This window comes from Nesterenkonia massiliensis (assembly GCF_000455245.1).
GTDB classification, from domain to species: domain Bacteria; phylum Actinomycetota; class Actinomycetes; order Actinomycetales; family Micrococcaceae; genus Nesterenkonia; species Nesterenkonia rhizosphaerae.
In genome coordinates this window covers 189,408-203,838 of the sequence record NZ_HG005165.1, presented here as the reverse complement: position 1 = coordinate 203,838, position 14,431 = coordinate 189,408, and the positions used below count along the sequence as shown (strand labels likewise).

The following is a 14,431-nucleotide window of genomic DNA, read 5'->3' as shown; positions in this document are numbered from 1 at the left end:
GCATTTCGCTGACCTCCACCGAAGCCGCCCGGCCGGTGCCGGCAGCTCTGGCGTTCTTCACCGGCGCCTCACAGTTCGAGGAGCCTACCGGGGCGATCTCCGCGGCGGCGATCGTGGTGACCATCCCCGTCGTCGTACTTGTTCTCCTCTTCCAGCGACAGATCGTCGCAGGCCTGACCCAAGGCGCCGTCAAGGGATAGCTGATAAGGATCTAGATATGGCATCAATCACATTGAAGAACATCGTCAAGAAGTACGACGACGGCTACCCGGCAGTCAACGATGTGTCTATCGAGATTGAGGACGGCGAGTTCGTCATTCTCGTGGGGCCCTCCGGCTGCGGCAAGTCCACCCTGCTGCGCATGATCGTGGGACTCGAGGACATCACCGAGGGCGAACTGCTGATCGATGGTGAACGCGTCAACGAGAAGGCCCCGCGTGAACGCAATCTCGCCATGGTCTTCCAGAACTACGCGCTGTACCCCCACCTGACCGTCTACGAGAACATCGCGTTCCCGATGCGACTGGCCAAAGGGAAGTTCAGCCAGCAGCAGGTGGATGAGAAAGTGCGTCGAGCCGCGGCCATGCTGGAACTCGAAGAACACCTGGAGCGCAAACCTGGCAACCTCTCCGGCGGCCAGCGCCAGCGCGTGGCCATGGGCCGTGCCATTGTGCGTGACGCCAACGCCTTCCTCTTCGATGAGCCGCTCTCCAACCTCGATGCCAAACTGCGCGGTCAGATGCGCGCAGAAATCTCACAGCTGCAGACCAAACTAGGCACCACCAGCGTCTACGTCACCCACGACCAGACTGAGGCCATGACCTTGGGCGATCGGGTGGCCGTCCTGAAGAAGGGCGAACTGCAGCAGATCGCTTCCCCTCGGGAACTCTACGAACAGCCGGTGAACCTCTTCGTCGCAGGATTCATCGGCTCCCCATCGATGAACTTCCTGCCCGGCACCGTGGAAGGCCGCACGCTGAGGACACCGCTAGGTGACATCGAACTGAGCGAAGACACTGCCCGCGCCGGCCAAGGGCGAGACATCGTCCTGGCAGGTATACGTCCGGAGTTCTTCGAAGATGCTGCCACTCTGGCTGAGCCGCAGCTCTCGAAGGGTTCGGTGATCTCCGCTGAGCTGAGCCACACCGAATGGCTCGGCAACGAGCAGTACGCCTATGTGTCCTACGAGAACGACCCTCGGGTGGCAGAAGCACTGCAGAACCTCGCCGAGGAGATGGACGCAGATGAATTGCGTAGCCAGCTTGTGGTGGCGGTGGACGCCATGTCGCGGGTGCGCGGTGGAGAGGTCGCCGATCTGTGGATCGATACTCGCCGTATTCATCTCTTTGACCCTGCCACCGGGGAGAACCTCACCCGTGACGCAGAAGCTGGTGCAGAGCTGACTCAGCGGGCCCGAGAGGAACGCAAACAGGATCAGGAGCGCGCTTCTAGAAGCTGACGCCTCCCGCCAGCGGTGTGCCGGATTCGCTCCCAGAGGTGCTAAGTTGTGAGGAGATACACAGGCACCAACCAGGAGCGGAGTACACCCTCATGAGCAGCATCCCCGCAGATCTGAAGTACAGCGCCGAGCACGAGTGGGTGGCCCCGGCCGGGGCAGAGGGTGTGGTGCGCATCGGCATCACCGATTTCGCTCAGGACGCCCTCGGCGAAGTGGTCTACGTGGAGCACCCAGAGGTGGGCTCCACCGTTGCCGCCGGCGACGTGGTTGGAGAAGTAGAGTCCACCAAGTCCGTCTCGGACATCTACGCACCCGTGGCCGGTGAAATCGTGGCAGTCAACGAAGCGCTCAGCGATGAGCCGCAAGCAATCAACGCCGACCCCTACGGCGCCGGCTGGCTCTTCGAGCTGAAGCTCGCCGCTGAGTCAGGTCTTGATAGCCTTCTCAGTGCTGACGATTACACCCAGCAGGTCGGCTGACTGCTATATAGTGGTGACCCGACCCGAGAGCAACATCTGAGAGGAGGTCGCCGTGGAAGCTACACGACCTGGCCACGACGAAAGCGCCAGCGAAACCACATCAATTTCGCTCCCGCCTACCCAGGGAAGCCCCACAGAGGCGAAGGTCTCTGAGCAGGACACCAAAGCCATCGGCGCCCTTCCCAAGGACTCCGCCCTGTTGATCGCTCACTCTGGAGCTAATCAGGGCGCTCGGTTCCTCCTTGATCAGACAGTGACCACTGTAGGCCGTCACCCGGAGGCTGATATTTTCCTCGACGACGTGACAGTGTCGCGCCGTCATCTGAAGTTCCAGCGTGTTGAAGGCGGATTCGAGCTCGAGGATCTCGGCAGCCTCAACGGCACCTACGTCAACCACGACCGGGTTGACCGCTATGTACTCAAGACCGGCGATGAGGTGCAGATCGGCAAGTTCCGGCTCACCTACTACTCCGGCACCAAATAACCGGGATATGTTGGACGGCACGCTATTCTGGGGCTGACTTCTTTCCTTCCCCTGAGCCCGAAAGAGGATACGCAGTGAGTGCCTCACCCGCACGCGAGCCTAAACCGGCGGCCGACGTCGGCGACCCAGCCAAAACCCATGTCTTCACTATTTCCGAGGTACTGCGCGAACTTCAGCATGAGTTCCCCGACCTCAGCGCTTCCAAGCTGCGTTTCTTGGAGGAACGCGATCTCGTAGAGCCTGCCCGCACTCCCTCGGGTTACCGCAAGTACTGTGCCGCAGATGTAGAGCGGCTGCGCTTCATCCTGGCGTTGCAGCGGGACCGGTATATGCCCCTGGATGTCATCAAGCAGACCATGGATGCCATTGACCGCGGGGAAACACCGGAGGCGCTTCCTGAGTCCGCCCCGGTAGGCCCGCGCGAGGTCACCGGTGAGATGGCTGCAGCTATTACCGGACGCAGTAGGCCCATGAGCCGAAAGGAACTGCGCGCACTTTCCGGGGCGACCCGGGGGATGCTGGATACTCTGGAGAAGTTCCGGATCATCACGGCGGATGCGCAGGGCAACTACAGCCATCACGACCTCAAAGCCGTCAAGGCTGTTCGGGTGCTTGCCCGCTACGGCCTTGAGCCCAAGCATCTGGTCGGCATTCGCCGCTCGGCCGACAGCGAGCTGGACCTGATCGCCCGTGCTATGGCTCCACATGCGGCACGCAAAGACGCAGCCGCGCGGGCCAGAGTGGCGGAGTCTTCGAAGGAGATGCTCCAGTCGCTGAAGGACCTGCGGGCATCCATCATGGACTCGGCAGTCGAACAGATCGACAAGAGCTGACACCCTCTGCAAGGCCACGGGTGCCGCTGGGGCCGTACCAACCTCTACACTGAAAGTTATGGATGACCGTCAGGTTCGACTCAGTGTGGTCGGTGTACGGGTAGAACTGCCCAGCAACCAGCCCGTGCTGATCCTGCGCGGTGCAGCGCCAGAAGACCTCAAGCACCATGTAGCGATCGTGGTGGGCCCCGCCGAAGCGGCCGCGGTAGCTCGTGCGCTGCAGGGGGAGACTCCGGTGCGTCCCATGACCCACGATCTTCTGGCAGAGAGCCTAGAGCTTCTGGGCGGGGGAGTGGTCGCCATCGAACTTGGCCTTCTGGACCCCAGTACTTACTTCGGCAGCATTCGGTTGGGGACGGGCCAGGTTCTCGATGCACGTGCCTCTGACGCGGTGGCTCTGGCGGTCCGGGTGCACTGCCCGGTCACCATGAGCCGGGAGACTCTCTGGAAGTCTCGGTCTCACCGCGCTACAGTCCCTCAACTCGAGCGGACCAAGAACCTGACAGCCCGGCAGCGGCAGGAGCCCACGAAGGACTGCCCAACCGCCGGGGCCCGATCTCCGAGGAAGAGATCCGACAGTTCCATAAATTCTTGGATGAGGCGAGACCCGAAGATTTTAAAAATTCGTAATACGACGCGCAGAAACCTTAACGCCATTTTATGGTCCTGCGCCGATACACTGGATAAAGATCGCAAGCACGAGCGCTGTCACAGCGCACGTAGAGTACGGAAGGTGACCGGTGAGTCTGGATTCAAGCGCTGAGACGCGCAAGACTGCGCAGCCGAGAGCAGCAGCCGCCCAGGAGCCGCTCTTCGTAGACGGACTGCCGGATCTCAACGAAGAGATGGGTTATCGGGGCCCGGTGGCGTGCGCGGCCGCAGGCATCACCTACCGTCAGCTGGACTACTGGGCACGCACCAAGCTGGTGGAGCCATCGCTGCGCAACGCCGCCGGTTCCGGTTCCGCGCGGCTGTACTCTTTCCGGGACATCCTGGTGCTCAAAGTCGTCAAGCGCCTCCTTGATACAGGCGTTTCCCTCCAGCAGATCCGCGCGGCTATCGAGCACCTGCGTGAGCGCGGGGTCGAAGATCTGGCGCAGATTACTCTCATGTCCGACGGCGCGAGCGTTTACGAATGCACGTCCTCCGACGAAGTCATCGACCTGGTCCAGGGCGGTCAGGGCGTTTTCGGCATCGCCGTAGGCCGAGTGTGGCGTGAGGTGGAAGGCAGCCTGGCTGAACTCCCACGCGAACGTACACAGCAGCTAAACCCAGTTCTGGACGCTTCAGTCCACCATGGCGATGAGGCGCTGAACGCTCAGGACGAGCTAGCAGAACTGCGGGCTCGCAGGCAGCAGGCGTCTTAACACTCGCTGGCTATGAAAAAAGGTCCCTCCCGAAAGGGTGGGACCTTTTTTCATAGCCGGAGGATGTTCATTACTGAAGGCCAGCTGAGGAAATACTTCAGCGCATTGCTTTGGCTGGGACCAGCTGTTTCAAAAGTTCATCAAAACTCTTGGCCATATCGCGTACCTGGTCGCTGGGCCACTGGTGAACCGGGTAGGCAGCCCCCTGGATCTGCTGCCACGAGGGGTTCTCCTCCAGAACGGGGAGCATCAGCTTGTCCTGATACAGCCGCTCCATCTCCAGTAGCCGGTATTCGTGCTCGACCGAATCGGCCCGTGCCCGATTGACCACTACACCGGCCTGAGTCAGCTGCGGGGCGAACTCATTGGAGAACATGCGAATAGCGCGCATGGTGCGTTCAGTGCCGGCCACAGAGAAGAGGCTGGGTTCCGCCACTAGGAGAACCTGGTGTGCTGCCGCCCACGCGATACGAGTCAATCCAGAAAGCGACGGCGGGCAGTCAACAAGAACCAGGTCATAGCCGCTCAGCCCGTGCAGCAGCGTCTTCAGGCGCTTCATATCCTTATGCCGGATATCCGGGCGGTCAAAGGTCGCTGAGAGCGCGGAGCCGACAATCACATCGAGCACCGCAGAGGAGCGCTGGTCTTCAGGCAGCAGATCTACCCAACCGGATCGGACAGCATGCTCAGCGATATTCGCCCGGCGGGCTTCCCGGAGGAGCAAACCCGCCTCACGGCCGGCCCCGCGGGACACAGACAGACCAGTGGTGGCATCAGCATGGGGATCCAGGTCTATTACCAGGGTCCTGACGCCGCTGTTGAGGGCGGCAGAAGCCAGGCCCATAGTGACCGAGGTCTTCCCGACCCCGCCTTTCAGACTGGACACACTCAGAATCTGCACCCCTCCATCATAGGGATGAAGAAAGCCCCCGTGGTGGACCACGGGGGCGCGCCCTTCAAATACGCATCAGCTGCTGGACAGAGCGCTGTCTCTCAGCCGCGCGAAGGAGGTGTTAGTCGATCTTCATCTCGCCCATTTCATCCCAACCATCGCCCTCAACCTGACGGGAGACGATCTTCGGAGTGGAGGCCAGCGCCTGGTACATGGGGCCCTCAGGGGAGATGGCCCTCTGGAAGTGCTCGGAGGTCACATGGGGTTCCGCGGCGTCGTCGTCAAATGCCTCAAGCAGCACATATTCATTCGGGTTCTCCAGGCTGCGGGACCATTCGAACCACTTATTGCCCGGCTCAGCGCGAGTGGCCTCAGTGAACTCCCGAACAATCTCAGGCCACTGCTCGGCGAACTCCGGCTTGGTCTCAAACTTCACGGCAATGAAAATCATCTTTTCTCCTCATAGTGGGCAGGGGATGGGTTCGTCATGTCACTCTATGAGACATAGTGGGCGTTCATGAAGCTCGGCAGTCCTAGGATGGGCGTATGGCCCTCACACTGCGTCCAGATCTGGCAATCATCGGTTCAGGCTCCGGAAACTCCCTGATCACCCCCTTCTGGGACGACAAACAGGTGGTGCTGGCCGATAAGGGCATCGGCGCCACCGGAGCGTTCGGCGGCACGTGTCTGAATGTGGGCTGCATTCCTACCAAAATGTACGTCCGGCCCTCAGCTCTGTCCCGAGTGCCGCAGGAGGCAGCCCAGGTGGGTGTCACCATCGGCGCGGCAGTAGCAGACTGGCCAGCTATTCGGGACCGGATCTTTGCCCGCATCGACGCCGTCTCCGAAGGCGGGCGTGAGTATCGGGAGAACCTGGACAACGTCACGCTGCTGAGTGAAATGGTCACACTCACCGGGCCCAAGACATTCCGTACACAGCCTGGCGGTTCCGATACCGAGGTGCAGGCCGATCAGTTAGTGATCGCCGCAGGATCCCGGCCCATCCTGCCGGATATTCCCGGTATGGATCTGCCGCAGATCCATACCTCGGAGACCATCATGCGCTTAGAAGACCTGCCCGGCCGGGTTCTGATCGTCGGCGGTGGGTATATCGCCTGTGAGTTCGCCGGTATTTTCTCCGGGTTGGGCAGTGACGTGGTTCAGATCAACCGGAGTCAGGGGCTGATGACCCGGCTCGATGACGATATCTCGGATGCCTATTCCGCTGAGGCCGAGAAGAACTGGAGCGTGCGGTATCAGCGCACCCTGGCCGCCGTCGAACCATTGGAGCAGTCAAGCTCGGGTCAAGGCGAAGGGGCTGAGGGCGTCCGCGCACATCTGGTGACCTCGGATGGGCGCGCAGAAGAACTGGAGGTGGACATTATTCTGGTGGCCATCGGCCGGAAGCCCAACAGCGACTTAGTCGGAGCCGCAGAAGCCGGACTGGATCTGCATTCCGATGGCCGGATTGCAGTGGACGAATACCAGCGCGTGCTCTCCGGGGGTCAACCGGTGGAAGGGCTCTACGCATTGGGGGACATCTGCTCCGAAGCGATGCTCAAACACGTTGCCAACCATGAAGCACGGGTGGTGGCCCACAACCTCGAGAACCCGAACAACCTTCGTCCGGTGCGGCACTATGCCATCCCCTCAGCGATCTTCTCCTACCCGGAGATTGCGCAGGTGGGGCTCACCGAGGCTCAGGCAGACGAAGCCATCGGCGCTGAGAACGTGACGACCAAGACTCAGAAGTACGGGGATACCGCGTACGGCTGGGCCATGGAGGACAGCTACGGAATCTTCAAGGTCATCGCCGATAAACGCAGCGGTGAAATCCTCGGGGCCCACGCTATGGGCTACCAATCGTCAAATCTGATCCAGCCCATCATCCACGCCATGAGCTTCGGACAGGATGCTTACACAGTGGCCCGCGGCCAGTACTGGATCCACCCGGCGCTGATGGAAGTCACCGAAAACGCCTTGCTGGGCCTTGATGTCCCGGTACCGGAGAACGCTCCGCTCTAGGGAGAGCGGAATGACAGCGAGGAGCCTGCGGTTGGTCACTGATGGAACCATCCGCATGAACCTCATCACAAGGAACTGATTAAGGAGCTGCAATGGCTGAGCGCGTTGATTTCTGGTTCGATCCCCTGTGCCCCTTCGCCTGGGTGACCTCCCGGTGGATCCTGGAGGTGGAGAAGGTCCGCGATATTGAAGTGCACTGGAATGTGATGAGCCTGGGTGTCCTCAATGAGGACAAGAACCCTTCGCCAGCACAAGACCCAGAGCAGCTGGCGCGCTGGACGCCGTCGCGGGCTGCAATTGCCGTGGAACTGGCCCATGGTGAGGAGAAGGTGGGCGAGTTCTACACGGCTGCCGGAACCGAAATCCACAACAACGGCAATAAGGACTACATCTCCGCTACCGCTAAGGCGCTTGAAGCCATCGGCGCCGAGGCCGCGCTGCTTGAGGACGCTCAGACCGAGAAGAACGACGAACGTCTGCGTGCCTCGCATGCGGCCGGAATCTCCAAGGTCGGCACCGATGTGGGAACGCCCATCGTGGCCTTCGGCGGTACCGCCTTCTTCGGCCCGGTCATCACCCGTATCCCGCGTGGAGAAGAAGCCGGGAAGATCTTCGACGGCGCCGTGGCGCTGGCTCAGTACCCGTACTTCTTCGAGCTCAAGCGCAGCCGCACGGAGTCCCCACAGTTCGACTGAGCCTCCACCGAAAAACGTAAAGAAACTGCCGGAACTCGCCCCAAAACAGGGGGAGTTCCGGCAGTTTCTTTACGCAATTCCCTAGGTGCGGCCCTCAGGGTGCGGGCCCGCAGCGTGGGCGGCCCGCTGAAGTCTCAGAGCTTGCGGATGACCTTGTGCTGGGCGGCCTGCGCCACCGGACGCACCACCACCTGGTCCAGGTTGATGTGATGCGGCAGGGTCACCGCGTGAGCGATCACCTCGGCGATGTCCTCGGCCACCAGCGGCTGCTCCACACCTGCATAGACCTTCTCCGCAGCAGCGGCATCACCGCGCAGTCGCTTGGCCGAGAACTCATCGGTCTTGACCATGCCCGGCAGCACCTCGATGACGCGGATGTTGTTCTCCGCTTCTTCTAAACGCAGCGCTCCGGTCAGCGCATGCTCACCGAACTTCGCCGCGTTGTATCCGCCGCCGCCCTCGTAGGGGACCAACCCCGCGGTGGAGGTGACGTTCAGAATGGTGCCCTCACCATGGGCCCGCAGCATCGGCAGGAATGTCTGGATCATATTCAGCGCGCCCAGGACGTTGACCTCATACATCCAACGCCAGTCCTCCGCGGCCCCTTCAGCTACTGTGTCCAGGCCCAGCGCCCCACCGGCATTGTTGATCAGGGTGTCGATCCCGCCCTCAGCGGTGACCTTCTCCAGGGCCGAGGCCACCTGCGCGGGATCAGTCACGTCGCAGACCACCGGAATGATGCCCTCCTGCTCGGCCAGATGCTCCAGCTTCTCGGTGCGCCGTGCGACGGCGAAGACTTGCCATCCCTCTGAAGTCAGCCGGTGGGCGGTGGCGGCCCCGATACCTGATGAGGCGCCGGTGACAAGTGCTCTGCGCGTGGAGAGTTCCTGAATCATGGTCCAAGGGTAGCGGCAGGAACTCGAACGGGGATGTTCTCGTTGGTGTATGACGCGCCCAGCCGGCACCGCCGCTCATGACAGAATGGCACCCATGGCCGAGAACATTCAGGACACAGACACGTCCACCACCAAAACTCCAGACGTCCCCGAGAAACCCGCCCTTGAGGGGCTGGAAGCCAAACTCAACGCTGCGTGGGCCGAAGAGAAGCTCTACCACTTCAATCCCGAGACCACCCGCGAGCAGGTCTACTCGATCGACACTCCGCCGCCGACCGCCTCCGGGTCTCTGCATGTGGGACATATGTTCTCCTACACCCAGACCGACGTGATGGCGCGCTTTAAGCGCATGTGCGGATACAACGTCTTCTACCCACTCGGTTGGGATGACAACGGCCTGCCCACCGAGCGCCGCGTGCAGAACTACTTCGGCGTGCGCTGCGATCCCTCCCAGCCCTACGACCCGGACTACCAGCCCCCGGCGGCCCCCGCCAAGAATCAGCGCGACTGGGACGCGATCAGCCGGCAGAACTTCATTGAACTGTGTGAAAAGCTCACCGTCGAAGATGAGAAGGTCTTCGAGGACCTCTTCACCCGGCTGGGACTTTCTGTGGATTGGCGGCAGACCTACCGCACTATCGAGGACAGCTCCCGGGCTGCCTCCCAGCGCGCATTCCTCAGAGATGTGCACAGCGGCAACGCCTACACCGCTGAGGCCCCTACGCTGTGGGACATCACCTTCCGCACTGCAGTGGCCCAGGCGGAGCTGGAGTCCAAGGAACGCCCCGGCGCCTACCACCGCTATCCCTTCACCACTGCCGAGGGGGAGCAGGTCTTCATCGAGACCACCCGCCCGGAACTGCTGCCCTCCTGCGTGGCCTTGGTGGCCCACCCCGACGACGAGCGCTATCAGCCGCTTTTCGGCAAGACCGTGACCTCACCGCTCTTCGGCGTAGAGGTGGAGGTCAAAGCCCACCGGCTGGCAGATCCGGAGAAGGGCTCCGGCATCGCCATGATCTGTACCTTCGGCGATATGACCGACGTGACCTGGTGGCGCGAACTGCAGCTGCCCACCCGTGCGCTCATCGGCCGCGACGGACGCTTCACTCGTGAGGTGCCTGAATGGATCACCACCGACGAGGGGCGCGCCAACTACGAGCAGCTGGCCGGCAAGACCGTGCACTCGGCCAAAGAAGCCGTGGTGCAGCTGCTGCGCGAGAAGGACCTTCTCGACGGCGAGCCGAAGTCGATCACCCATGCGGTGCACTTCTACGAGAAGGGCGATAAGCCGCTCGAGGTGGTCACCTCCCGGCAGTGGTACATCCGCAACGGCGGACGCGACGCTGATCGCCGCCAGGAGCTGCTGAACCGCGCCCAGGAGATCGACTGGCACCCAGGCTTTATGCGCTCCCGCTACGAGAACTGGGTGGAAGGCCTCAACGGAGACTGGCTGATCTCTCGCCAGCGCTTCTTCGGTGTGCCGATCCCGGTCTGGTACCGGCTGGACGAGGACGGCAACCCGGACTACGAGAACCCGATCCTGCCCACTGAGGACCAGCTGCCCGTGGACCCGGCCTCCCAGACGGCACCAGGATTTGATGAGTCTCTGCGTGGCGTCCCCGGTGGATTCATCGGTGAAGAGGATGTGCTCGATACCTGGGCGACCTCATCGCTCACCCCGCAGATCGCCGGGCAGTGGGAGCGCAACAACGAGCTCTTCACCACTGTATTCCCCTATGACCTGCGTCCGCAGGGTCACGACATCATCCGCACCTGGCTCTTCGCCACGATGGTGCGCGCCCATTCCCTGCACGAGTCAGTGCCGTGGACCAACACTGCGATCTCCGGTTGGATCTTGGACCCGGACCGCAAAAAGATGTCCAAGTCCAAGGGCAATGTGGTGGTCCCCAACGATGTGCTGGATCAGTTCGGCACCGATGCGGTGCGGTATTGGGCGGCCTCAGCACGGCTCGGCGCGGACACTGCTTATGAAGTGGCGCAGATGAAGATCGGTCGCCGCCTGGCGATCAAGCTGCTCAACGCCTCCAAGTTTGCGCTGGGTATGGGGGTCACCGAGGCGCATATCCTGAAACCGGGCAGCGCTGACGCTGCTTCTCTGGAGCCGCTGGACCAGGCGCTGTTGGCTGAACTGAAGACTGTTGTGGAGCAGGCCACTAGCCATTTCGAGAACTACGATTACGCCCGTGCCCTGCAGGTCACCGAGTCCTTCTTCTGGCGCTTCACCGATGATTATGTGGAGCTGGTGAAAGACCGCGCGTACGGCGGACGCGGCGAGGAGGCCCAGGCTTCGGTGCGCACAGCCTTGGCCACGACGCTGGATACCTTGCTGCGGCTCTTCGCACCGGTGCTGCCATTCGCCACTGACGAGGTCTGGCGCTGGTGGCGTGCGGGTTCTGTGCACGCCGCAGCATGGCCGCAGGCTGCCGACCTCGACGGCGTCCAGGGCGACCCAGCCATGCTCGGGTCCGTGGGCGAGGCGCTTTCAGGTCTGCGCCGGGCCAAGTCCGATGCGAAGGTCAAGCAGCGCACTGAGATCCTGTCCGCGCGCATCACCGGCGCGGCCGAGACTCTGGCGCATCTTCAGGCCGCCCTGGATGACGTCCGCGGTGCCACCCGGGCGCGCAGCCTGGAGCTGGTCAGCCAGGACGGTGCCCAGGAACTCAGCGTCACTGAGGTGGAACTGGCCGAGGAGGAGTAATCCGCAGCGGGGCGTGCTAGCAGGCCCATCCAAATGACGACGACGGCGCTCCTGGTCTCCCCGGGGGCGCCGTCGTCGTATCTAGAGCCGCGCCCCCGCCGTCGGGAGTTTGATATCCCACCCGTTGTTGCGCGAAAGCCCCACTTTTTGTCCTCAACCGCAACATCGGAGGGGATTCGGCGCAGTCTGGGTCGGTCTATCCCGTCTGTTGTTGCAACGCCTGCGAGGATCCCGCTCTTCAGTCGTGGTCCTGTGGGACGCTGCGGACTTCTTGGACGCCGTCGATCTCGCTGAGTCGACGGAAGAGCTCCTCATCAGCAGACTGCTGCCGCCGGGTGAAGCGCATGGTGGCTTCCACCACCGGATTGTGATCACCCTGGCGCTTGGCGTGGGCGAGCGCAGCCTCATAGCCTAAGTCACTGGCGGTGCTGAGAATATCGCGCAGAATCCCGTGCCCATCGGCGTAGCGCAGCGAGTAGAGCCGGGTATGGCCATGTTGGGGCAGCTTCCGCACCATGGCGGTGACCTGGGTGACCGCCACGACGTAGAGGAGCACGGTCAGCGCTGCGATCACCGGCATACCGGCTCCGCAGGCCATTCCCACCGCGGCCGTCACCCAGATGGAGGCCGCAGTGGTCAGCCCGGAGATGATGTTCTGCCGCACAAAGATCACGCCGGCGCCGATGAACCCGATGCCGGAGACGATCTGAGCGGCGATGCGCGAGGGATCCAACATCACCTCATCGCCCAGAAGGTGCGAAAACCCGTAGGCGGAGACCAAAGTGAAGAGCGCCGAACCCATACCCACCAGGATGTGAGTGCGCACCCCAGCGGACTTCTGGCGGACCTCGCGCTCAACACCGATGACAGCAGAGAGCACAAAGGCACAGATCAGCAGCAACACTTCAGTCAGCAGCGAATCAGGCAGAAGCTCAAAATCCATGACAGGAGCCTAGATCCTCAGCCCCGGCGGGAACAGGGCGCGTAGGTAAGCCAAAGAACTTTCCTGATCACGGTTTCTATCGGCGACGGTGCGGCAATTGTGGTGCGCCGCCGTTTTTACGGTATCAGGCCTACGATATGCAGATAACATCTAGGTTCTTTGACTCTAGGAGGGGCCGTGGCTCGTCGCTTTGTAGTTGGCCCGTTGTTATTGGCATTGGTGCTGGTCGGTGGAGTGGCATGCGCTGGAGAGCCCCCGACGGTGATCCGTGTGATCGACGGGGATACCTTGGATGTCCGTGTCGACGGTCAGGATGAGCGTATCCGCTTGCTCAATGTCGACACTCCCGAGACAAAGCACCCTGACAAGGCGGTTGAGTGTCTGGGGCCGGAGGCCACAGAATTCTTGCAAGATCTGCTGCCCGAAGGCCAAGTAGTGGAGTTGGCTTTCGATACCGAAAAGCAGGACTCGTATGGGCGTACGCTCGCGGGGGTCTTTAAAGACGATGTGTTGGTGAATGCGGAGATCGCACGGGAAGGCCTCGGCGTCGCATCCTATGTTGCTCCCAATCGCCGATTCCTCTCGGAAGTCGAGGCGGCTCAGGCCGAAGCGGAGGAGGCGGGTCGTGGTCTCTTCGATGAAGAGATCGACTGCACAGTCCCCGGCATGATCGCAGCTACTAGTACTGCGATCTCGGAGCTTCCCGCAGAGTATCCCGATGACGTCGAGGAGCTGAAGAGTCTTATCGGTGAAGCCGCTTTGGCCGCAGGCTTGGCTGCTGCGCTCCTAGCCAGTTTTGACGCGTTGGAGAGCGCAGCGGATTCCCCATCATGGGTGATACATGAACACAAACTCAAGAGCGCGCGAGACGAGGTGGACCGTCAACTGGACACGCTCCAGAACTGGGACGACGACGTGCGCGAACGGGTCGCAGAGATCGAAGAAGAGCAGAGGCTGGAGCACGAACGCAGAGCAGCAGAGGAGCAGGCAGAGGCGGAACGCCAGCAGCTCGCTCAGCAGGAGTACGAAAGACAGGTGGAGGCTGAAAGACAGCGTGCGGCTCAGGCCGAACGTGACCGGCAGGCTGAGTTGCAGAGACAGCCGCAGTCGCCCTCCCACCATGCCCCTGCTCCACAGAACCCGGCGCCTGCGCCTTCGAACCCCTCGACCGGCACGTCGAATCGCGATAACAACGGGGCGCCGCCAGGACATGTCCATAAGGACGCTCCCACGAGCTACACGGGGCCTCGCTGTTTCGCCTCGGGTGGGGTCTACTGGCGACCCTGCCCCTAAGGGTTCGAGCTCCAGGACCGGATCACGTAGACTTTTCCCAGCAGCGTTGACCCGGCTATCACCGGCGAGCTTCCGGAAGAACAGGCGTGGGCGTCCACAGATGCACCAGACCTCAGTAGAACCGGACGGGTAAGCCCGTCACAGCAGTCATGGAGAGGTCCAACGACGGCGGCGCATAGCCACCGGCGCTGGGCAAGCAAGGTGGTACCGCGCTGAAGTACGGCGACTTACACGGGTCTGGTCCGTAGGGTTGCCGCATCACGCAGCGTCCTTGCGGATGAAGACAACAGCCGACTGTCACAACCGTAAGCAGGATGGACCTTCCATGACCGAGAACTCCGCTCCC

14 protein-coding genes and 1 pseudogene are annotated in these 14,431 nt (G+C 62.0%); 11 read left to right on the top strand and 4 right to left on the bottom strand.

Going from position 1 to position 14,431, the window contains the following annotated elements:
• The 7 genes and pseudogenes from TX78_RS14065 to TX78_RS00940 all read left to right on the top strand — a co-directional run.
• Nucleotides 1-200, top strand: a pseudogene (locus TX78_RS14065) (carbohydrate ABC transporter permease); the annotation flags it as partial.
• A gap of 17 nt (nucleotides 201-217) precedes the next feature.
• Nucleotides 218-1,459: an ABC transporter ATP-binding protein gene (locus tag TX78_RS00965; RefSeq protein WP_044493478.1), complete on the top strand. Its 1,242-nt coding sequence runs from the start codon at nucleotides 218-220 to the stop codon at nucleotides 1,457-1,459.
• A 92-nt stretch (nucleotides 1,460-1,551) separates the two neighbouring features.
• Nucleotides 1,552-1,938: a glycine cleavage system protein GcvH gene (gene gcvH / locus TX78_RS00960; protein ID WP_044492845.1), complete on the top strand. Its 387-nt coding sequence runs from the start codon at nucleotides 1,552-1,554 to the stop codon at nucleotides 1,936-1,938.
• Between the two features lie 52 nt (nucleotides 1,939-1,990).
• Nucleotides 1,991-2,422: an FHA domain-containing protein gene (locus tag TX78_RS00955; RefSeq protein WP_044492843.1), complete on the top strand. Its 432-nt coding sequence runs from the start codon at nucleotides 1,991-1,993 to the stop codon at nucleotides 2,420-2,422.
• Between the two features lie 74 nt (nucleotides 2,423-2,496).
• Complete coding sequence (gene ftsR / locus TX78_RS00950) at nucleotides 2,497-3,255, top strand: transcriptional regulator FtsR (RefSeq protein ID WP_081652463.1); 759 nt, start codon at nucleotides 2,497-2,499, stop codon at nucleotides 3,253-3,255.
• Between the two features lie 58 nt (nucleotides 3,256-3,313).
• On the top strand, nucleotides 3,314-4,018 hold the full coding sequence (locus TX78_RS14565) for a bifunctional nuclease family protein (RefSeq protein WP_049897261.1): 705 nt from the start codon (nucleotides 3,314-3,316) through the stop codon (nucleotides 4,016-4,018).
• Nucleotides 3,996-4,622: a MerR family transcriptional regulator gene (locus tag TX78_RS00940; protein ID WP_044492841.1), complete on the top strand. Its 627-nt coding sequence runs from the start codon at nucleotides 3,996-3,998 to the stop codon at nucleotides 4,620-4,622. Before TX78_RS14565 ends, TX78_RS00940 begins: the two co-directional genes overlap by 23 nt.
• A 97-nt stretch (nucleotides 4,623-4,719) precedes the next feature.
• On the opposite strand, the gene TX78_RS00935 is transcribed toward TX78_RS00940, so the two are convergent.
• The gene (locus TX78_RS00935) at nucleotides 4,720-5,523 is read right to left on the bottom strand and encodes a ParA family protein (protein WP_044492839.1); all 804 of its coding nucleotides are present in this window, start codon (nucleotides 5,521-5,523) and stop codon (nucleotides 4,720-4,722) included.
• A gap of 112 nt (nucleotides 5,524-5,635) precedes the next feature.
• On the bottom strand, nucleotides 5,636-5,965 hold the full coding sequence (locus tag TX78_RS00930; protein ID WP_044492838.1) for a putative quinol monooxygenase: 330 nt from the start codon (nucleotides 5,963-5,965) through the stop codon (nucleotides 5,636-5,638).
• Nucleotides 5,966-6,060: 95 nt separating this feature from the next.
• Here TX78_RS00930 and TX78_RS00925 point away from each other — a divergent pair, with 95 nt between their 5' ends.
• Complete coding sequence (locus TX78_RS00925; RefSeq protein WP_044492836.1) at nucleotides 6,061-7,539, top strand: mycothione reductase; 1,479 nt, start codon at nucleotides 6,061-6,063, stop codon at nucleotides 7,537-7,539.
• Nucleotides 7,540-7,631: 92 nt separating this feature from the next.
• Nucleotides 7,632-8,234, top strand: coding sequence for a mycothiol-dependent nitroreductase Rv2466c family protein (locus TX78_RS00920; RefSeq protein ID WP_044492834.1), 603 nt, complete (start codon nucleotides 7,632-7,634; stop codon nucleotides 8,232-8,234).
• Nucleotides 8,235-8,368: 134 nt separating this feature from the next.
• Here the strand turns inward: TX78_RS00920 and TX78_RS00915 are convergent, their stop codons facing one another.
• The gene (locus tag TX78_RS00915) at nucleotides 8,369-9,130 is read right to left on the bottom strand and encodes an SDR family oxidoreductase (protein WP_044492832.1); all 762 of its coding nucleotides are present in this window, start codon (nucleotides 9,128-9,130) and stop codon (nucleotides 8,369-8,371) included.
• Between the two features lie 94 nt (nucleotides 9,131-9,224).
• Here TX78_RS00915 and valS point away from each other — a divergent pair, with 94 nt between their 5' ends.
• Complete coding sequence (gene valS, locus TX78_RS00910; RefSeq protein ID WP_044492831.1) at nucleotides 9,225-11,849, top strand: valine--tRNA ligase; 2,625 nt, start codon at nucleotides 9,225-9,227, stop codon at nucleotides 11,847-11,849.
• Nucleotides 11,850-12,087: 238 nt separating this feature from the next.
• Here valS and TX78_RS00905 read toward each other — a convergent pair whose 3' ends face one another.
• Nucleotides 12,088-12,792 carry an MgtC/SapB family protein gene (locus TX78_RS00905; RefSeq protein WP_044492830.1) on the bottom strand — a complete coding sequence of 235 codons (705 nt, stop codon included), beginning with the start codon at nucleotides 12,790-12,792 and terminating at the stop codon, nucleotides 12,088-12,090.
• Between the two features lie 177 nt (nucleotides 12,793-12,969).
• On the opposite strand from TX78_RS00905, the gene TX78_RS12385 reads away from it, so the two are divergent.
• Nucleotides 12,970-14,085: a thermonuclease family protein gene (locus TX78_RS12385; protein ID WP_158644278.1), complete on the top strand. Its 1,116-nt coding sequence runs from the start codon at nucleotides 12,970-12,972 to the stop codon at nucleotides 14,083-14,085.
• The last annotated feature ends 346 nt before the right edge of the window (nucleotides 14,086-14,431 follow it).